At 63.9% G+C, this 18,585-nt stretch carries 18 protein-coding genes; 13 read left to right on the top strand and 5 right to left on the bottom strand.

Translation table 11 applies throughout. The features are described from left to right. The first annotated feature begins 395 nt into the window (after nt 1–395). The 9 genes from Q319_RS0117905 (at nt 396) to Q319_RS0117870 (ending at nt 11,210) form a co-directional block, all read left to right on the top strand. Nucleotides 396–602: a hypothetical protein gene (locus Q319_RS0117905; RefSeq protein ID WP_029483822.1), complete on the top strand. Its 207-nt coding sequence runs from the start codon at nt 396–398 to the stop codon at nt 600–602. Between the two features lie 400 nt (nt 603–1,002). Beyond that, nucleotides 1,003–1,440, top strand: a complete 438-nt coding sequence (locus tag Q319_RS25745) for a cupin domain-containing protein (protein ID WP_051655525.1) — start codon at nt 1,003–1,005, stop codon at nt 1,438–1,440. A 541-nt stretch (nt 1,441–1,981) separates the two neighbouring features. Beyond that, nucleotides 1,982–3,940, top strand: coding sequence for a heavy metal translocating P-type ATPase (locus Q319_RS28765; RefSeq protein ID WP_281173848.1), 1,959 nt, complete (start codon nt 1,982–1,984; stop codon nt 3,938–3,940). Beyond that, entirely contained in the window at nt 3,916–4,317 is a 402-nt protein-coding gene (locus Q319_RS28760) for an HAD-IC family P-type ATPase (RefSeq protein ID WP_281173849.1), read from the top strand. Before Q319_RS28765 ends, Q319_RS28760 begins: the two co-directional genes overlap by 25 nt. Nucleotides 4,318–4,345: 28 nt before the next feature. Beyond that, entirely contained in the window at nt 4,346–6,742 is a 2,397-nt protein-coding gene (locus Q319_RS0117890; RefSeq protein ID WP_029483820.1) for a phosphoketolase family protein, read from the top strand. A gap of 184 nt (nt 6,743–6,926) precedes the next feature. Next, entirely contained in the window at nt 6,927–7,253 is a 327-nt protein-coding gene (locus Q319_RS26430; protein WP_081846141.1) for a transposase, read from the top strand. Next, nucleotides 7,184–7,819 (top strand): tyrosine-type recombinase/integrase, encoded by a 636-nt coding sequence (locus tag Q319_RS24760; protein WP_034415688.1) that lies wholly within the window; start codon nt 7,184–7,186, stop codon nt 7,817–7,819. The genes Q319_RS26430 and Q319_RS24760 overlap by 70 nt, the downstream gene beginning before the upstream one ends. Nucleotides 7,820–8,128: 309 nt before the next feature. Further along, nucleotides 8,129–9,361, top strand: a complete 1,233-nt coding sequence (chrA, locus tag Q319_RS0117875) for a chromate efflux transporter (protein ID WP_081846140.1) — start codon at nt 8,129–8,131, stop codon at nt 9,359–9,361. A 205-nt stretch (nt 9,362–9,566) separates the two neighbouring features. Continuing rightward, nucleotides 9,567–11,210: an IS1182 family transposase gene (locus Q319_RS0117870; RefSeq protein ID WP_029483817.1), complete on the top strand. Its 1,644-nt coding sequence runs from the start codon at nt 9,567–9,569 to the stop codon at nt 11,208–11,210. Nucleotides 11,211–11,743: 533 nt separating this feature from the next. Here Q319_RS0117870 and Q319_RS0117860 read toward each other — a convergent pair. The 3 genes from Q319_RS0117860 to Q319_RS27355 form a co-directional block, all read right to left on the bottom strand. Continuing rightward, a complete protein-coding gene (locus Q319_RS0117860) occupies nt 11,744–13,081 on the bottom strand; it encodes a family 1 glycosylhydrolase (protein WP_029483816.1) in 1,338 nt (445 codons plus the stop codon). A gap of 10 nt (nt 13,082–13,091) precedes the next feature. Next, nucleotides 13,092–13,961, bottom strand: coding sequence for an SDR family oxidoreductase (locus Q319_RS0117855; RefSeq protein ID WP_029483815.1), 870 nt, complete (start codon nt 13,959–13,961; stop codon nt 13,092–13,094). A gap of 145 nt (nt 13,962–14,106) precedes the next feature. After that, nucleotides 14,107–14,274, bottom strand: a complete 168-nt coding sequence (locus tag Q319_RS27355; RefSeq protein WP_211252386.1) for a hypothetical protein — start codon at nt 14,272–14,274, stop codon at nt 14,107–14,109. 625 nt (nt 14,275–14,899) lie between these two features. Between Q319_RS27355 and Q319_RS0117840 the strand changes: the two genes are divergently transcribed. From Q319_RS0117840 to Q319_RS27350, 4 genes are read left to right on the top strand one after another with little or no spacing between them, the layout of a single operon-like run. After that, nucleotides 14,900–15,319, top strand: coding sequence for a MerR family DNA-binding protein (locus Q319_RS0117840; protein ID WP_029483814.1), 420 nt, complete (start codon nt 14,900–14,902; stop codon nt 15,317–15,319). A 33-nt stretch (nt 15,320–15,352) separates the two neighbouring features. Further along, nucleotides 15,353–15,820: a putative iron-sulfur cluster-binding metallochaperone gene (locus Q319_RS0117835; RefSeq protein ID WP_029483813.1), complete on the top strand. Its 468-nt coding sequence runs from the start codon at nt 15,353–15,355 to the stop codon at nt 15,818–15,820. After that, nucleotides 15,817–17,193, top strand: a complete 1,377-nt coding sequence (gene lpdA, locus Q319_RS0117830) for a dihydrolipoyl dehydrogenase (protein ID WP_029483812.1) — start codon at nt 15,817–15,819, stop codon at nt 17,191–17,193. The genes Q319_RS0117835 and lpdA overlap by 4 nt, the downstream gene beginning before the upstream one ends. Continuing rightward, complete coding sequence (locus tag Q319_RS27350) at nt 17,194–17,457, top strand: hypothetical protein (protein WP_156039435.1); 264 nt, start codon at nt 17,194–17,196, stop codon at nt 17,455–17,457. It begins immediately after the preceding gene. 14 nt (nt 17,458–17,471) lie between these two features. On the opposite strand, the gene Q319_RS27345 is transcribed toward Q319_RS27350, so the two are convergent. Next, nucleotides 17,472–18,059, bottom strand: a complete 588-nt coding sequence (locus Q319_RS27345; RefSeq protein WP_245619342.1) for a tyrosine-type recombinase/integrase — start codon at nt 18,057–18,059, stop codon at nt 17,472–17,474. Nucleotides 18,060–18,172: 113 nt separating this feature from the next. After that, a partial coding sequence (locus tag Q319_RS0117815) for an ATP-binding protein (RefSeq protein WP_034415680.1) occupies nt 18,173–18,585 on the bottom strand: 413 nt, incomplete at its 5' end.

Genomic DNA, 18,585 nt, shown 5'->3' with positions numbered 1-18,585 from the left:
CGGGCGCTGAGCGGGCACCATCCATCCAGCGCGGCGCAAATCATCGAGTGGCTCGAAGCGACCGCGACGGGGTGGAATCGAGCGCCGACCCCCTTCGTCTGGGGTGGTAAACGGCGAGCCCGCCGACAGCGGGCTCGCGCCAGACAGCATCGGCTCGGAGGGTCTGGTGCCTGCACGCATCAGGTGGTTCGATGAAACCGTACTGTTGTAGCAAGTGACCCACTAGTGGGTCACTTGCCCTATAAGGGCGGTTTCCCAGGGTGGGGACTATCTGGAGGGAACCCGTCCAGGATGCATTCCAACACTCTCATCATTCAGGGATCCGAAACCGAACATTCACGCCAAGTGACCCACTAGTCTCAGGTCGCCCCAATATGGGCGGCATACTTGGTCCTATGTCCTCCAGCGAGATCTTCGGAATCTTCGTGATGTTGCTGGCAGCGCTGTCTTTCATTAACAGCCGCTTCTTCAAATTGCCGCTCACCATCGGCACCCTGATCAGTGGCTTGATCCTGGCGGGGGGCGTGGCCGCTGATTTACCTACCCTGCAGGGCTTAGCCTGGCGAAGGGCCGATTTTTATCCAACTCGGATGAAAGGTTAGGTTTTGCTGTCTGACACGCATTTCGTCATTTACGTCGTGGACGGACCGGATTGCATAAACCTCTCGCCATTGCTCTACATTCTGCAATAGAGATACGCAACCCAAGAACGCTGATTTCTACGGGATGCCTTCTGGGACGCATAAATGCCGTCATCGCAACACTGCGCGTCAGTTCAGCAGCGGGGAGGTACTGGTTCAGGTCCACGTCTCTGGCGTCGGCGCTCACGACCAGTCATTTCATCCTGCAAAAATGGGCACACGCTGATTTCCTCCCCTGACGATCAGAACTTTGCCGAGCGCAGCGAGTCCGAGCATTCTTGCTGGCTCTGGCAGGGGTGATAGGGTCCGGCCAGAGTGAAACCGCGACCCACTGAGGTACGGCGGAGCCAGGGGGGCCATTATGTCTGAAGGACGCCCGGATCGACCACAACACATCGCCCTCAACCGGTATGACCTGAAGGGTCAACTCGCCCGCCTGCGCGATGACGCGCCTCTTGCCAAATATGGACGCGATTCACTCACGCTGGTCCGTGACTCGAGCTTCACGCTCCTGCTGGTGGCCCTGAAAGCGGGAACAGGTCTGCCGAACCACACGGCCCCTGGCCCGATCAGCGTTCTCGTGCTTGATGGCCGCGTCGCCTTCACTTCCAAGGGCGAACGGTGTGACCTCAGCCCGCATGAACTGGTCACTCTGCCCGCCCGTGTTCCGCATGAGGTGATGGCGCTAGAGGACAGCGCCATCCTGATTACCATCGCCGACCCCGTCACGCACACCAATCCTATCGGGCTTGAGAGTGAACGAGAGGTGGAGGCTGAGCAGTCTTCTCAGGAGGACTGACGACGAAAGCGCCTTCTGGGTGTCCTGCGCCCCCGCAGCGGACACATCTATACCGGTGCTGATGTTGCGTCTACTGGGCGATCTGGCAACTCTGGGCTGAGATGAATCGGACACTGGACTGGTGCTGTCCGGCTCTCACTCTGCTGGCAGTCGGGCAGTTCGCGTTCTTGGTCAGGCGTTCCCATCATTGCAAAGCGGCGATCCAGAGGGGTACACAGCATGTCCCCAGGACCCACAGCAGCCCTGGAGGCATACCCTCACTGATTGTCGTTGTTCTGCACCTGACCCTCAACGCGGTAAGACGGAGAGTGCACCCGCGTCCACGCTGGTATCACCTTCCCTGAGCAGCCTAGTGGCTGAATTGACCCCACCCCGCCCGCCACGCCCGACAACCGGCGCGAAGCCCAACCACAGCCGCACGCTCCAGGCTCCGCCGATGCCCAGCCCCACCGTTCACGTTCCCCTGGCTTACACGCCCTGAACGATCAGCGACTACGGTAGTGGAACGGCAGGCGGTTTTTGTCTGCAAAGGATGGCGAGAATGACCCAACACCACGATCACGAAGCGCAGGGTTCCCGGATCCTGGAGGTCGCGTTCCGCAACTGCCACGACGGCTCGGAGTTCGCGGATCTGGAACGACATCTTGCGAAGATTGCAGGGGTGCAGAGCGTGCACATCGACCGCACGCGGGCGGTGGCCCATCTCGGCTATGCCCCGGCCCAGGTCTCGGAGACTGAACTGCGCCGACGGCTTCACGCGGCCGGGTACGACTGCGTCTGTCAGGACTGCGCGCCCTCTACCGCTCAGCCTGGTCATCCAACGGTGGGGCCAGCAGATCACGCCGGACACGACCCCGCCACAGTGGCAGCCGGGACTCACGACACGCACGCAGACATGGGCGAGGACGAACACACGGGCCACGGCGCGGCGATGGTTGGCGACATGTTGCGGCGCTTCGTGGTCAGCGTGATCCTGACCGTGCCGGTGGTGCTGTACTCGCCCATCGGGGCCACCTTCGGCTTTACGGCCACGCCGTCCTTTGGGCTGTCGATGGCGTGGTTCGGGCTGCTGCTGGCGACCCCGGTGGTGTGGTGGGGCGGCTGGATCTTTATTTCGGCGGCCTGGCGGGCACTGCGTCAGGGCGAGGCGAACATGATGACGTTGATCGCCACCGGCATCCTGGTCTCCTGGCTGTTCTCGGTGTACGCCACCTTCTTCCTGCCCGGCAGCGACGTCTTCTTCGAGGCGGCGGCCATGCTGACCAGCCTCTCGCTGCTGGGGCACTGGCTGGAGATGCGCTCCCGCTTCGCCACCGGGCGGGCCGGGCAGGAATCGGAAGTGCCGCTCGATCAGGTCGTGGTCACGGACGTGCTCGCAGTGCGGCCCGGCGACCGGGTACCGGTGGACGGCGAGGTGGTCGCCGGCAGCTCCTTCGTGGACGAGAGCATGATCACCGGGGAACCGATTCCGGTATCGAAAAATAAGGGGGACCGGGTCACGGGCGGCACCGTCAACCAGACCGGGGCCTTCACCTTCCGGGCCACGGCGGTCGGCCGCGACACTGCCCTGTCGCGCATCGTGCAGCTGGTGCAGAACGCGCAAGCCAGCAAGGCTCCCGCGCAGCGTCTGGCCGACACCGCCGGCAAATACCTGGTGTTCGTGGCGCTGGGTTCGGGATTGACCGCCTTTCTGGTCTGGATGCTGCTGGGCCAGAGTGTGGTGTTCGCCCTGACGGCAGCGGTCTCCGCCATTGTGATCGCCTGCCCGGACGCCCTGGCGCTGGCCACCCCGACGGCCATCACGGTGGGCGTGGGCAAGGGCGCGCGGGAGGGCGTGCTGTTCAAGAACGCCACGGCGCTGGAGGCCACGGCCGGCGTGGACACCGTCGTGTTCGACAAGACCGGCACACTGACCGAAGGCAAACCTGCCCTGACGGATCTGGTGCCGGCCCCTGGGATCGACGAAGCCGACCTCCTGCAGCTCGCGGCCGGGGCCGATCAGCCCTCGCAGCACCCGCTGGCGCAGGCCATCGTCGCCGGGGCAAAGCAGCGGGGCCAGGGCGTGCAGCCTCCCGAGGCGTTCGATTCAGTCCCCGGGTATGGCGTGACTGCCACGGTGAAGGGACGGCGGGTGCTGCTGGGCAATCTCAAGCTGATGAAGCGCCAGGGCATAGACGTGGGCGACCTGCCCGCCAGCGCCGAGCGGCTTGCGGCCAACGGCAAGACCGCCATGTACGCGGCGGCGGATGGCCGGGCGCTGGGCGTGATCGCGGTGGCCGATACGGTGCGCGAGTCGGCGCGGCAGGCGGTACTGTCCCTGCACGCGGCGGGCGTGCAGACCGTGATGCTGACCGGTGACAATGCCAGGACGGCCGAGGCCGTGGCCCGCGAGCTGGGCCTGGACACGGTGATCGCCGATGTGCTGCCGGGGACAAGGCGGAGAAGATCAAGCAGTTGCAGGCCGAGGGCCGCACCGTGGCGATGGTCGGCGACGGCGTGAACGACGCACCGGCCCTGGCCCAGGCCGACGTGGGCATCGCCATCGGCGCGGGCACCGACGTGGCGGTGGAAACGGCCGATGTGATCCTGGTGCGGAGCAACCCGGCCGATGTCGCGGGCAGCATCCACCTGGCCCGGCAGGTGCGCAGCAAGATCAAGCAGAACCTCTTCTGGGCCGCTGCCTACAACGTCCTGGCGATTCCCTTCGCGGCGGGGGTGCTGTACCCGGCCTACGGCATCCTGTTGCGCCCGGAGTGGGCCGCCCTGCTGATGAGCGCCTCGACCATCATCGTGACCGTCAATGCCCTGCTGCTCAACCGGGTGCGCTTCACCCATGCCGCAGCGCCCGCCCCACGTCTTCCGGCGCCCACGGGATGACCGGATCAACGTTCCCAGGAGGTTCGCCATGACTGCACGCCCCGAGACCATTCCCCTGTCGGCCGAAGAGCTGCGCCTCACCCACGCCTACTGGCGGGCGGCCAACTACCTGTCGGTGGGGCAGATCTACCTGCTGGCCAACCCGCTGCTCCGGGAGCCGCTGACCCTGGCGCACGTCAAGCCCCGGCTGCTGGGCCACTGGGGCACCACGCCGGGCCTGAACTTCATCTACGTGCACCTCAACCGGTTGATCCGCGAGCATGACCTCAGCGTGCTGTACGTGGCTGGCCCCGGCCACGGCGGACCAGGCCTGGTGGCGAACACCTACCTGGAGTGCAGCTACAGTGAGCTGTATCCGGACATCGGGATTGGACAGGACGGCCTGCGCCGCCTGTTCAAACAGTTCTCGTTCCCCGGCGGCATCCCCAGCCACGCCGCGCCCCAAACGCCGGGGTCCATCCACGAGGGCGGCGAGCTGGGCTACAGCCTGGCCCACGCCTACGGCGCCGCCTTTGACCACCCGGAACTGCTGGTGGCCTGCGTGATCGGCGACGGCGAGGCCGAGACCGGACCACTGGCGGCCAGCTGGCACGGCAACAAGTTCCTGAACGCCCGCACGGACGGCGCGGTGCTGCCGATCCTGCACCTGAACGGCTACAAGATTGCCAGTCCGACTGTGCTGGCCCGCCTGGGTCACGAGGAGTTGGACGCCCTGCTGCGCGGCTACGGCCACACGCCGTACTACGTGGAGGGCGATGATCCGGCCCTGATGCACCAGCAGATGGCCCACACGCTGGAACAGGTGTACGCCGACATCGCGGCCATTCAGCGCCGGGCACGGGTGGAAGGCGTACAGGAGCGCCCCGCCTGGCCGATGATCGTGCTGCGCAGTCCCAAGGGCTGGACCGGCCCGAAGGTGGTGGATGGCAAACCGGTGGAAGGCACCTGGCGCGCCCATCAGGTGCCGCTCGCCGGTCTGAGTGACCACCCGGAACACCTTCGCCAGTTGCAGGAATGGCTGCTCAGCTACCGCCCTGAAGAACTCTTTGACGAGGCCGGCGTGCTGCGTCCGGAACTGGCGGCGCTGGCCCCGACCGGCGAGCGGCGCATGGGCATGAACCCGGTGGCGAACGGTGGCCTGCTGCGGCGTGAACTCGCCCTGCCCGACTTCCGCGAGTACGGCGTGGCCGTGCCGGAGCCTGGCGCGGTGGACGGCGAGGCCACGCGGGTGTTGGGCAGCTTCCTGCGTGACGTGATCGGGCAGAACATGACCACCTTCCGGCTGTTCGGCCCCGACGAGACCGCGTCCAACCGCCTGGACGGCGTGTACGCGGCCAGTGGCAAGACCTGGTTGGAGCCCACTTTGCCCACCGACGAGCACCTCTCGCCGGACGGCCGAGTGATGGAGGTGCTGAGCGAGCACCTGTGCGAGGGCTGGCTGGAGGGCTACACCCTAAGCGGCCGACACGGCCTGTTCTCGTGCTACGAGGCGTTTATCCATGTCGTGGACTCCATGGTGGGGCAGCACGCCAAGTGGCTGGACACCAGCCGGGACATCCCTTGGCGGCGTCCGGTGGCCTCGCTGAACATCCTGCTCACCTCGCACGTCTGGCGTCAGGATCACAACGGCTTCTCACACCAGGATCCCGGTTTCATCGACCTGATGATGAACAAGACGGCCGACGTGGTGCGCGTGTACCTGCCGCCCGACGCCAACACGCTGCTGTCGGTCACGGATCACTGCCTGCGCAGCCGCCAGTACGTGAACGTGATCGTGGCCGGCAAGCAGCCTGCGCCGCAGTGGCTGGGCATGGAGGAGGCCGCGGCGCACTGCGCGGCCGGACTGGGGGTCTGGGCCTGGGCCAGCAGCGACGGGGGGGCCGAGCCCGACGTGGTGATGGCCTGCGCAGGCGACGTGCCGACGCTGGAGACCCTGGCGGCGGTGAGCCTGCTGCGCGGCTTCTTCCCCGACCTGTTGATCCGGGTGGTGAACGTGGTGGACCTGATGACCCTCCAGCCGCAGGCCGAGCACCCCCACGGCCTGCCGGACGCGGTCTTCGATCAGATCTTCACCACTGGCGCACCGATCATCTTCGCGTACCACGGCTATCCCTGGCTGATCCACCGCCTGACCTACCGCCGGGCGGGCCACCCCCACCTGCACGTGCGCGGCTTCAAGGAGGAGGGCACCACCACCACGCCCTTCGACATGACGGTGCTCAATGAGCTCGACCGCTTTCACCTGGCCCTCGACGTGATCGCCCGCGTGCCCCGGCTGAGGGACGTGGGCGCGGGCGTGAGGCGGCAGCTGCTGGCCAAGCTCGATGAACACCGCACGTACGTGCAGGAGACCGGAGACGACTTACCGGACGTGAAGAACTGGCGCTGGCCAGGGGACGGCCTCCCCACCGGACGGGACGAATGACATTCGGTGATCTGGTGGACGGATCGGTCAGCCTCGAACGTCCTCAAGCGGCGGCTGCGCCGGCTCGATGGAGGCCACCAAATTCCGGGGGCTTGAAGCACTGGTCTGCTCCCCGAGAACTGGACGGTATGAAGTAGAGACGCAGGCTCGCCCCCAGCCTTAGGCTGGAAAGCGAGGCCACCGTATGAAAACCCGTCAGTTCACCGAAGACCAGATCATCAAGCTTCTCCAGGAAGGTAAAAAGGGCGAAAAGCCTATTGAAGACCTGTGCCGCGACTTCGGGTGCAGCCCCGCGTCGTACTACACCTGGAAGAAGAAGTACGGGGATACCAACGCCGACGAAGCCAAGCGGCGTCTTGGCCAGAACACAACACGAAATGTTTTGCCTCAAAAGCGGGTTGCTGAGCCAACAATCCGCCCCCAAACCCCCTACATTGCAGCATGTCAGACCACAAGGCGAAATCCGAAGTCGTGGCCCAGCTCGTCCGCCTCGCCCGCAAGGAACGGCTGAGTTACGACGAGTTCGCCTATGTCTGCCAGCAGGCGCGTCGGAAACTCAAGCTGGAGAAGCCGAAACGCGAGCATCGGTTGCCACAGCTCCTGACAGGTGAGGAGCTGAACCGCTTTTTCAAAGCGGTCCGGGGTGGCGGCGATGTTCAGCACGAGATCATGCTCAAGCTGCTGCTGTTCACTGCCGTTCGCGTCGGGGAACTCGTCAACATCAAGGTCAGCGACGTGAATCTCTCGGCCTGCAAGATTTTTATTGACCAGGGCAAGGGCAGCAAGGATCGTTACTTGCTGTTTCCGCAGGCGTTCGCACTGGTGTTGCGCGCCCATCTGTCGGCCCATCCGAAGAATCGTTATCTGTTCGAGACCCAGCGGTGCGGCCCGTATACCGTTCGGCGCGTCCAGCAGATCGTTCAGGGCTACCGGGTGAAAGCAGGTCTGGGTGACGCAGTGCATCCCCATCTGTTCCGCCATCAGATGCTGACCTTCCTGACAGGGGAAAAGCTGTCGGACGCGCAAATTCAGCTTCTCAGTGGTCATGCCAGCAAGAAGAGTTTGGAGGTCTATTAGCATCTGTCGCTGGAAGCAGTGGACAACGCCTATCAGCAGGCGGTCAAGCGGCTGGAGCTGGGGCCATAGTGGCGAGAAGCTGGGAATGCCGTGCTGGCGCGTGCTTTTTTCTTTAGCGGTTTAAAATTCTTGAATCTCGACACTGGTGGCGAAGTCAAAACCCCGCCTTTTCATCAAAAGTCCACAAGAATGACATGCTCACCACGCAGTGCCGGGACTCGCTCCGAGAAGCTCGACATCAAATCGTTTGACCCGCGAAGCGCTTGAGCAAGACCCTTCCCGCCCTCTGGGCGCTCCTGAGGAGCACACGTGACGGACTCCCCCCACCCCCCGCTTGAACCTGGCACCGCTCAACCGCAGCCTCCCCGCCCGCACTTCCTGGAGGTTCTGCTGATTTTCACCCGCCTGGGCCTGACCAGTTTTGGCGGTCCAGTCGCGCATCTGGGGTACTTCCGCGAGGAATTTGTTCACCGCCGCCGCTGGCTTGATGAACACGATTACGCCGATCTGGTCGCCCTGTGTCAGTTCCTGCCTGGACCCGCCAGCAGTCAGGTGGGGATGGCCCTCGGGATCAGCCGGGCAGGGCTATGGGGCGCGCTGGCCGCCTGGCTGGGCTTCACCCTGCCCAGCGCCCTCGTCCTGGTGGTGTTTGCCCTGGGTGTGACCGCCGTGGGTGACCTCGGCAACGCGGGCTGGCTCCAGGGCCTGAAGATCGTGGCCGTTGCGGTGGTCGCGCAGGCCGTGCTGGGCATGGCGAAGACCCTGACACCAGACCGCGCGCGTGCCGCGCTGGCCCTGGGTGCCGCCATCACCGTTTTGCTGCTGCCCACCGCCTTCATTCAGGTCCTGGTCATTCTGGCAGCGGGGCTGATCGGCTGGCGCTTCCTGCCCGGTGCGGGGCCTGTCGCAGGCGCAGAACTGCCGCTCGCCCTGTCCCGCCGCCTCGGTGGGGTCTTCCTGGGGCTGTTCGGCTTGTTGCTGGTGGGTTTGCCACTGCTGCGGGAGACCGTGGGTGGGCCGGCGCTCAGTCTCTTCGATAGTTTCTATCGCGCGGGTTCACTGGTCTTTGGGGGCGGACATGTCGTGCTGCCACTCCTTGAAGCGGAAGTGGTTCCGCCCGGCTGGGTCACCCGCGACGCCTTCCTCGCCGGGTACGGTGCCACGCAAGCGGTGCCCGGCCCACTCTTTGCCTTCAGCGCCTATCTGGGTGCGGTCAGCCAGGTGGGGTTGGACCGCCTCGTCGCGGCAGCCGTGGCCCTGGTGGCGATCTTCCTGCCGTCGTTTCTGCTGGTGGCGGGTGCCCTGCCGTTCTGGAACGCCCTGCGTGCCCGGCCTGCCGTGCAGTCGGCCCTGCGCGGCGTGAATGCGGGTGTGGTCGGCATCCTGCTGGCGGCGCTGTACACGCCAGTGTTTACCGTCGCCGTGGCGACACCGCTTGATTTCGCGCTGGTTCTGGGCGCGTTCGCCTTGCTGGAATACGCGAAGTTGCCGCCGTGGCTGGTCGTGGCACTTTCTGCTCTGGTGGGCGGACTGCTGCTGTGAGTGTGCGCGATGAATTAGAAAGCAGTTGAGGATTGCCCTTCAGGGGCGTTGCACACAGGGAATACCTGACGTACTGGAGGGCAGATTTCGCTTAGCGGTGTAAAAGTTCTGGATCTTGATACTGGTGGCGAAGTCAGAATTGTCCAACTGGCACGGCAAAATTCGAGCTATGGCTGGATGCAGCAAAGAAAGCGCACACTGGGCCATGAGCCTGCATCCTCAGCCGTGGGGTGACGTCCCCGAAGAAACTGCCCGGGTCGCGCGTGCCTCATTCCCAAAAGGCAACACGATCATGCGACTCCGCGACGAGTTCGGCGCGCTGTACCAGGATGAGGACTTCGCGGCCCTGTTTCCGCGCCACGGCCAGCCCGCCTGGTCTCCGTGGCGATTGGCACTGATCACCGTCTATCAATTTCTGGAACAACTCAGCGACCGGAGTGCTGCGGACGCCGTTCGGGGCAGGTTGGACTGGAAATACGCCCTGAGTCTGGAACTGGATGATTCCGGCTTTGACCATACGGTGCTGAGTGAGTTCCGAACCCGTCTGGTGAATGGCAATGCGGAACTGTTGTTGCTGGATCAGATGCTCTCCCGGTTTCGGGAGAGCGGCCTGCTGAAGTCGCGTGGAAAACAACGCACGGACTCCACCCATGTTCTGACCAGCGTCCGTGTACTGACGCGTCACGAACATCTCGCCGAGACCTTCCGGGCTGCCCTTAACACGCTGGCGACGGTCGATCCCTTCTGGCTGAAGCCCTGGGTACCCGAGGCGTGGTTTGAACGGTATGGGCGGCGCATGGAAGAGTTTCGCTTACCCAAAAGCAAGGCGAACCGGACGGTCTATCTTCAGCAACTGGGTCAGGATGGCTTTCGTCTGCTCGACGCCTTGGAACAGGACGAAGACCTCGTTCAGCTCCGGTCCCTCCCTGCCATTCACCTTTTGCATGCGGCGTGGCACCATCACTTTGCGCGCCAGCCGGACGGTGTCCGGCTGCGAGATCCTGAAGAGTTGGGGCCGCACAGTGAGCGCTTCAACTCCCCGTATGACCCAGAGGCGCGGTTCGCGCAGAAAAAGAATCGACGGTGGTACGGCTATAAGGTGCATCTCACGGAGGCGTGCGACGACGACTTGCCGCACCTGATCACCCATGTCCACACGGTCCCCGCATTTCAGGCGGACATTGACGCGATGACACCCGTCCACACCGCGTTGAGTCGAAAACAGGTCACGCCAGCCGAACATTTCGTCGATTCAGCCTACGTCAGCACAGCGTCGCTGGTGAACGGTGCAAATCCTGAGGGGATTGAGGTGGTTGGGCCGATCCGGGCTGATGCGCACTGGCAGAGTCGAGAACCAGATGCCTTCTCTCTCCAGGCTTTTCAAATCGACTGGGAAGCCAGGGCAGTGACCTGTCCACAAGGTCATGTCTCACGTAAATGGCTGGTCAGGGAACGTCCGAAACGAACCGTGATCTCGGTGCGCTTCGCGCGCCGAGATTGCTTGCACTGCCCCGTACGCCAGCGCTGCACCCGGAACGTCAGCGGTCACGCCCGCGAGCTGACTCTGATGCCTCAGGAGTTATTTGAGGCCAGAAATGCACAGCGCGCTACCCAACACGGCCAACCGTGGCTGACGCGCTATCGCTGCCGTGCTGGGATTGAGGGGACGATTTCGCAAGGGGTCAGGGCCTATGGCCTCCGTCAGGCACGGTACCGTGGTGAGCGGAAGACTCAACTTCAAGCGGGCTGTCTCGCGACAGCGATCAATGTGGAACGCCTGGTGGCCTGGTTGACAGGGAGACCGAGGGAAACGACGCGTATCTCTAGATTTGCCGCGCTAGTGGGATAATTCTGACTTCGCCACCAGTATCGATCTTGTCGCTACCCCAGCATGCTGAGGGCACCAAATTCCGGGGGCAACACCGTCCCAAGGCGATTGGGGAACATGATGCGATGCGTCGACTTCGCCGCCGATGTTCCCTGAATCACTGCGCTCCTCGCCCCCGGAATTTGGTGCCCTCCACCACCACCAAGTGGACACCGTGGACGCTGTTGAAGGTGTGAGCCCAGGCAGCAAGTTCAGCGAACTTGCCAGTCATTTCCAAACTTGTGAGGTCGACCAGGAGTTCCAGCCTGTGGCGCCGGTGGGGTCGCTATCGCCACCGATCCTGCAATGTGTGGAGAGCGTGTCGACGCATCGCCCGGCAGAGCTGACGGGTACTCCAGGTGGCATGATTGAGGAAGCGGCTCAGCACTGAGGGGGATTTGACAGCCGCCCGTTGCGGCAGAGACCTGTCAGAACCATTGAGCAGCAGATCGAGGAAGACCTCGAAATATTCCCGGTGCTGCTTGCGAGAAAAGCAAGGCAGGAGGTCAGTTGAGCTACACTTCAATCTTCAGCCGGGCGGCCTGATCCGTGATCTCGAACAGTTCGCTGTGCGGCGAGACCGTGATCTGCCCATAGTTTTCCAGCAATTCGCGGTAGGCGTGAGCCACCGGGTTGGGCTTGCGGTCCAGGGTATACAGGCCGTTGGTGTTGACGGTCCCTTTCTTCTCAGCAAGCTCGATGTCCCAGTCGATCTGGTCAGTCAGGCTGTACCAGGTAAAGCCCACAACTGGCGTCCCCTCCTGGCGCATGCGCAGGACGTTCAGCCACTGTTTCCACAACCAGATCGGCGCCTGCTCGAGGTCAGCGACGTTGGTTTCACTGTGGAACACCGGCTTCTTGTAGCGCTGGTAGTAGCCTTTGACGATCTGGTACCAGCCGAAGACGTCCTCGGCGATCATGGTGCTGCCGTCGGGCTTGATGATCTTCTCGTTGTGACCGTAGTAGTCGCTGCCCATGATCTGGTGGCCCGGCGGCTCTCCGGCCATGAACCAGTCGTACTCCTCGCGGGACAGGCCGTTGTCCATCAGGTACAGCAGGATATCCGCGTCGGGCGTCACCGCGTAGTTCAGGTCCAGCGAGAGAAACCGCAGCCGATTTTGCATCGAGATCTCGCGGCGGGGCCTCGGGCTGGCGTCGTGCATGTACTCGGCGCTTTCGGCCAGCACAATGATGGCGTTGGAGTGCACGCGGGCGATCGACTGGCAGGCCAGAATGTTGGCGGCCACCCCATGCTTGAGGGCGGTCACGAAGCCACGTTCGGACTTGAGCTGCTCGTTCCACAGCCCATCCTGCGCGCTGGCCTTGGCCGTGACGTAGATCTCATTGACGGGCGTGTAGTGCCGCACCCAGGGGTAGCGCCGTGCCACCGCCTCGGCGTACTCGGCAAAGTGGACGGGCAACTCCGGGTTCTGGAAATTGCCCAGCCAGTCCGGCACCCCGAAATGCATCAGGTCGAGGATCGGCGTGATCTCCAGCCGTTTCATCTCAGCCATCACCCCATCGGAAAATTCCCAGTCGTACTTGCCCGGTGCCTGGTGAACGCGGTAATAGGGGAGACCGTACCGCAGGTACTTGAGGCCCAGATCCTTGACCAGATGCAGGTCCTCCTCCCAGCGCTCGTAGTGGTGGCACTCTTCCAGCTCGTCGCGCCGCACCTTGCCATGCTCGATGGTGGGGTAGGAACACTCGATGCCGGTGGCGAACATGAAGTTGCTGGGCGTACCGGTGGGCATGCCCGCGCCGCTGCTGCCGCCCGCGCCGCCAAATTCGTCGCCGTTGTAATTTCCGTCGCCCAGCTCCTCCTTGATGATGTCGAGGAAACCCTTGCTCATGGACGCGGCCTCACGAGGAGAGTTTGCCGCCGGTCACATGCAGCAGCGAGCCGGTGGTAAAGGAGCTATCCTGGCAAGCCAGGTACACGTAGGCCGGGGCCAGTTCCTCGGGCTGTCCGGGGCGGCCTAGCGCCACCTCGTGGCCGAACTTCTGCACCTCGTCGAGCGGCATGGTGCCGGGAATGTTGGGCGTCCAGACCGGGCCGGGCAGCACGGCATTGACGCGCACGCCGTTGCCCAGCTTGCCAAATTGCAGCGCCAGCGACTTGGTGAGTGCGTGGATACCGCCCTTGGAGGCGGTGTAGTCCACCAGCATGGGATTGCCAGTCTCGCCTACGATGGAGCCTGTGTTGACGATGGCGTCGCCTTCCTTCAGGTGGGGCAGCGCCGCCTGGATCATGAACACGTAGCCGAAAAGGTTGGTCTCCAGCGTGCGCCGCAGTTGTTCCTCGCTGATGTCCAGAATGCTGTCCTGCGTCGCCTGGAACGCGGCGTTGTTAACCAGCACGTTCAGGCCGCCGTATCTGTCCACGGTCTGCTTCACGGCGTCCATGCAGGCGGCTTTCTGGCGCACGTCGGCCTTGATGACCAGACATTCGCCGCCGCGCTCCTCTACCATCTCTTTGGTCTTCTGAGCGTCGCCGTCGTTCTCGTTGTACAGGATGGCAACTTGAGCGCCCTCCAGGGCGAAGGCCAGCGCCACCGCACGGCCAATGCCGGAATCTGCGCCAGTGATCACGGCGATCTTGCCTTTCAGTTTATCGGCGGCCTTGTACTCTTTTAGATCGGTCTGCGGCTGAATACCCATCTCGGACTGCTTGGCCGGGTAGGGCAGAGTTTCAGCGTTCTTAAAATCTTCGGACGTGGGTCTGTTGGGCATGGGCTCCTCCTTGAATGGGGTCCATGCTGTGACGGACGGCCCGCCACGTGTGTCTACTGCGCTACGCGGCGGCGTTGTTTCAAGAAACGCTGAAGGGAAGCGGGACCATTCTGAACGGCCCTGCCTCCCTTCACCACAACAGGAATCAGCTCACGTCGATCATCACCTTTATGCTGGGCTTCTTCTCGTGATCAGCGAACTCGAAAGCCTCAGGCGTCTGATCAAAGGCGTAGCGATGCGTGGCCGGTGCGCCTAAATCAGCCGCACCGCTGGCGACCAGCCCAATGGCCGTCGAGGAGCAGTTGGCGGGCATCCTGCGGGCGGAATACGTGCTGTTTGGGTGGTTGACCTTACCCGTGGGGCTGGTGGTCTTCGGTGTGGGCCTGCTGGTATGGCACCAGGGACTTGCGCGGTATGAAGGGGCGGGGTCTTAACCAGATGTCCTGCTGGGGGCTGAGTGATGCACGTATCTCTCTCATAAACGAAACGAGGCCGATAAACACAGTGTTTTTTGCTCCTCCCCCCTTGTGGGGGAGGCTGGGAGGGGGGAAACGCAAACGCCCTCCCAGCGCGGTCAGAACGAAACAGCAGCCTGTCGGTATTTAGAGCAAAAGCAATCATGAGAGACTTACGTGCATCACCCAGCCTGCTGGGGGAGAGCGTGACCTGTCATGGCAATTGGCACGGCCAGAGTTGCCGCTTAGCGCCAGTCACCATCCCAACTCCAGTACAGGCACTTGGCCCACGCTGGCTCCGGACGCCAGTCTCGGTCTGCCTCGTCCATACCTCCGTGCCGTCGTGCCGTCCCCCGGGATAGCACGCATGGCCAGTCCCCGCCTGTCTCAGGGTCATTGTCCGATGAGCCGAGGATCGGATCGGGCCTGTGCTGAGAGATCCATCCCACGATGCCCTGCCCACGAAATTGCGACACTCGGGACATGATTCCTCATCCCGCGCCGCTTTCCATCGGACACCTGGCCGCCGAAACCGGTGAAGGGGTCAAGGCCCTGCGCTACTGGACGGATCTCGGCCTCCTTGAGCACCGCCGCAAAGAGAGCGGCTACCGGACATACACCGCCGAGAGTGTGGCGCGCGTGCAGTTCATCCGGTCTGCACAGCACGTTGGATTTACCCTCAGCGAGATCGCCGGCATCCTCCGCCTGCGGGCGGAGGGCCACAAGCCGTGTGCGGAGGTCCAGGAAGAACTGCGAGCGCATCTCCAGACCGTGCGCCAGCACCTGACCCAGCTCCAGGCGTTGGAAGCCGAACTCGCCGGGCGGCTGGCGTATGCCCAGACGCACCCTGACCCCGAGTGTAATACGGCAGGCTGCGTGTACCTGAATTCACCAGCCCCTTGACTCTCCCCCTGAGGGGAGACTCTAGCTTTGGGCATGGACCCCAACTGCTGCGCCTCCGACACCCACGGGCAGAACGTGACGTCCTGCCCGGTCAGTGGCACCCGTGGAAAAGCGGTGCCACTGATTACCCTCAAGGCCCTCCTGTCCCCGCCCGCCCTGGTCCGACTGACGCCGGAAGACGCCTTCCGGTTCTGCCCGGACCCCACCTGCGACGTGGTGTACTTCAACGCTGCCCAGACCTACCGCACGGGAGACCTCAAGGTTCCGGTCTTCCAGAAGGATCAGGCTCCTGGGGTTCCGGTCTGCTCTTGCTTCGGACACACGCGAGCTGACCTCAGCGCGGCAGCGGCCTCAGGTACGGGTCAGGCCCTGGAAGCGTCGGTCCGCGCCCATGTCCAAGCCGGACGCTGCGGGTGTGAGGTCAACAATCCGCAGGGCGGTTGCTGCCTGGGCAATGTCGTGACTGTCCTGCGGGGTCTGGGCCGCCAGGAGCAGGCATGACGCGCTACGACGCCGTGGTGATCGGCGGGGGGATGGCTGGTCTGCCACTGGCGCTCAAGCTGGGCTTCAAGGGACGCTCCGTCGCGCTGATCGAGCGGGACCAACTAGGCGGCACCTGCCTTAACCGGGGGTGCATTCCCACCAAGACCCTGATCGCCAGTGCCCGCGTGGCCCACCTGGCGCGGGAAGCCGCCCAGTGGGGAATTCATGCCGGACCCGTCCGGGTGAGTCTGCCCGAGGTGATGCGGCGCAAGGACGATCTGGTCACCAGTGTGCGGCAGGGCGCGGAAGCCAACGTAGACAGGAACTCGAACGTCACCCTGATCCGGGGGGAGGCCCGCTTCACCGGACCGCACGCCCTGGACGTGAATGGGGAAAGTATCGAAGCACCGCAAGTCTTCATCAACACCGGGACCCGTCCGGCGATGCCAGGCATCGCCGGATTGGAGGACGTGCCCTTTCTCGATTCCACCAGCGCCTTGCAGTTGACGGAACTGCCTGGTCACCTCCTGGTCGTGGGCGGGGGCTATATCGGCGTGGAGTACGCGCAGATGTACCGCCGCTTCGGATCGGAGGTGACCCTCGTGCAGCGCGGCCCGCATCTTCTGAGCGACGAGGACGAGGACATCGCGCGCGCCCTGGAACACGCGCTCACGCAGGAAGGCATCACCATCCTGACGGGAGCCACCGCGACGGCTATCACAGACGTGGCAGGTCAGCTTCGACTGACGGTCCGGGTAGGCGGTGCGGAGCGCGTTCTGGAAGGTTCACATCTGTTGATCGCAGGGGGCCGGCGGCCGAATACGGACGCGCTGAACCTCACGGCGGCGGGCATCAACGTGGATGATCAGGGTTTCATCCCGGTCAATGACCGCCTGGAAACGAACGTGGCGGGAATCTGGGCGCTGGGCGACGTGCGGGGTGGCCCGATGTTCACCCACACGGCGCGGGACGACGCGCGGGTGGTGTACGAGAACGTCACGAAAAACGCGGGGCTGTCCATCCGTGACCGGGTGGTGCCCTACGCCGTGTTCAGTGATCCGCAACTCGGACGGGTGGGCCTCACCGAAGGCGAGGCCCGGCGACTCGGTTACCGGGTCAAGGTGGGGCGCTACGACGGGCACAAGATCGCCAGGGCGCGGGCCATGGGGGAGACCGCCGGGTTCATCAAGATCGTGGCGGATGCGGACACGGACCGCTTGCTGGGCGCGGCGGTGCTGCTGGCCGAGGGGGCGGAGATCATCCATGAGCTGATCACGGCGATGCACCTGGCGGCGAAGTACACCGACTTGCGGGACATGCTGCATATTCACCCCACCCTCGCCGAGGGATTGTCGAGCGCCTTGGGCGTCCACGCCGAGGAAGGAATCTGAATGCCGGAGCCACGAGAGCCATTCCACCTGTCCGCAGCCCCGAATCGCCCGGTCAGGGCTGAACGAAAGACGGTACTGCTGGGAAGCGCGGCGGTGCTGGCCGCTGCGGTGTGCTGCGTCTCCAACACCCTGTTGGTGACGGGTCTGGTGGTGGGCAGTCTGGGCGGGGTGCTGAGCCTGTTGACCGGCTGGCTGGCCGTGCCGTTCATGTTGATCGGGCTGTTGCTGCTGGGAAGAGCGCTGTGGCCGCGCCGCCGTCTGTGAAGGTCACCCGTGTTTCAGTGGCGCTGCCGCCGCCACTGCCGCAGTTCCTGGTCTGCGGCCCCATCGCTGATTTCTGCGTAACGCAGGGTCGTCTGGATGTGCTGGTGGCCCAGCCGTTTGCGGATGGTGGCCAGACTCACGCCGCCGTTCACCAGTTCCGTCGCGTGGCTGTGCCGGAGCTGATGCAAGGTGCAGCGGACTTCCGCCTGAGCCGCGTACCCCTGCCAGCGGGCCTGCACACTCTGGTAGCGTAGTGGGCCGCCCCGCCCATTCTTGGTGGCCTGGAACAGCGGTCCATGCGTGAAGGCCAGCGTCTTCAGGTAACGCCGCAGCCGCGCCACCAGGGCCGGATCGTCCAGCAGCACCGTCCGCCTGCGCCCGCCCTTGCCCAGCACGGTCAGGTGTTCGTCACCCCGGGTTAGGTCCAGATCACTCCGGTGCAACCCCAGCGCCTCGCCGATCCGCATGTTGCCCTCGCATCTCGGCAACACCTGGTGAAGACAGAGCAGCTCGTCTTCGCCAAAGAACACGCTGGCCTGGGTCACCTCGTCATCCCGACGTTTGACCAGTTCCGTCAGTTTTGCCGCACTCCAGAGACTCATGATCCCCAATTTCATCATGGCTAGGCCGCTTTCCAAGCGGCTGGCTTCCACTGTCAATGGCACCCTAAAACTGACCAGTTTCGGCGACTTGGATTTGACCACCTCACGTCCGTTCAACGGCGTTTCACCTCCTGATTGGTCTCGCTCATCCCGATCAGCGAGCTGGGAAACAGGCCCGATTTCCGCTTCTCACGCAGGCGGTATGACTCGCCCTTGATGTTCAAGACATGGCTGTGGTGCAGCAGTCGATCCAGAATGGCGCTGGCCACCACCGCGTCACCCAGTACGTCGCCCCAGTCGGTAAACCCTTTATTTGAGGTCAGGATCACGCTGCCCCGCTCGTACCGAGCGGCGATCAATCCAAACAGCGCGTTCGCCGCCAGGCGGTCATACGGCCAGACCCCGAACTCGTCGATGACCAGCAATTTGGGCTTGGCGTACCACCGCAGACGCTGTTCGAGTCGGTGGATGGCCTGCGCTTTGCGCAGGTCTTCCAGAAGTTGACCTGCCCGCACAAACAGCACGC

Origin of the sequence: Deinococcus marmoris DSM 12784 (genome assembly GCF_000701405.1) — a bacterium.
Classification (GTDB): Bacteria; Deinococcota; Deinococci; order Deinococcales; family Deinococcaceae; genus Deinococcus; species Deinococcus marmoris.
The sequence above is the reverse complement of the archived record's forward strand: the minus strand, read 5'-3'. Positions and strand labels throughout refer to the sequence as shown.

Coding starts and splice junctions, on each gene's coding strand:
- Q319_RS0117905 (WP_029483822.1), top strand. CDS start 396: ATGTCCTCCAGCGAGATCTTCGGAATCTTCGTGATGTTGCTGGCAGCG.
- Q319_RS25745 (WP_051655525.1), top strand. CDS start 1,003: ATGTCTGAAGGACGCCCGGATCGACCACAACACATCGCCCTCAACCGG.
- Q319_RS28765 (WP_281173848.1), top strand. CDS start 1,982: ATGACCCAACACCACGATCACGAAGCGCAGGGTTCCCGGATCCTGGAG.
- Q319_RS0117890 (WP_029483820.1), top strand. CDS start 4,346: ATGACTGCACGCCCCGAGACCATTCCCCTGTCGGCCGAAGAGCTGCGC.
- Q319_RS26430 (WP_081846141.1), top strand. CDS start 6,927: ATGAAAACCCGTCAGTTCACCGAAGACCAGATCATCAAGCTTCTCCAG.
- Q319_RS24760 (WP_034415688.1), top strand. CDS start 7,184: ATGTCAGACCACAAGGCGAAATCCGAAGTCGTGGCCCAGCTCGTCCGC.
- Q319_RS0117870 (WP_029483817.1), top strand. CDS start 9,567: ATGAGCCTGCATCCTCAGCCGTGGGGTGACGTCCCCGAAGAAACTGCC.
- Q319_RS0117860 (WP_029483816.1), bottom strand. CDS start 13,081: ATGAGCAAGGGTTTCCTCGACATCATCAAGGAGGAGCTGGGCGACGGA.
- Q319_RS0117855 (WP_029483815.1), bottom strand. CDS start 13,961: ATGCCCAACAGACCCACGTCCGAAGATTTTAAGAACGCTGAAACTCTG.
- Q319_RS27355 (WP_211252386.1), bottom strand. CDS start 14,274: ATGCCCGCCAACTGCTCCTCGACGGCCATTGGGCTGGTCGCCAGCGGT.
- Q319_RS0117840 (WP_029483814.1), top strand. CDS start 14,900: ATGATTCCTCATCCCGCGCCGCTTTCCATCGGACACCTGGCCGCCGAA.
- Q319_RS0117835 (WP_029483813.1), top strand. CDS start 15,353: ATGGACCCCAACTGCTGCGCCTCCGACACCCACGGGCAGAACGTGACG.
- lpdA (WP_029483812.1), top strand. CDS start 15,817: ATGACGCGCTACGACGCCGTGGTGATCGGCGGGGGGATGGCTGGTCTG.
- Q319_RS27350 (WP_156039435.1), top strand. CDS start 17,194: ATGCCGGAGCCACGAGAGCCATTCCACCTGTCCGCAGCCCCGAATCGC.
- Q319_RS27345 (WP_245619342.1), bottom strand. CDS start 18,059: ATGAGTCTCTGGAGTGCGGCAAAACTGACGGAACTGGTCAAACGTCGG.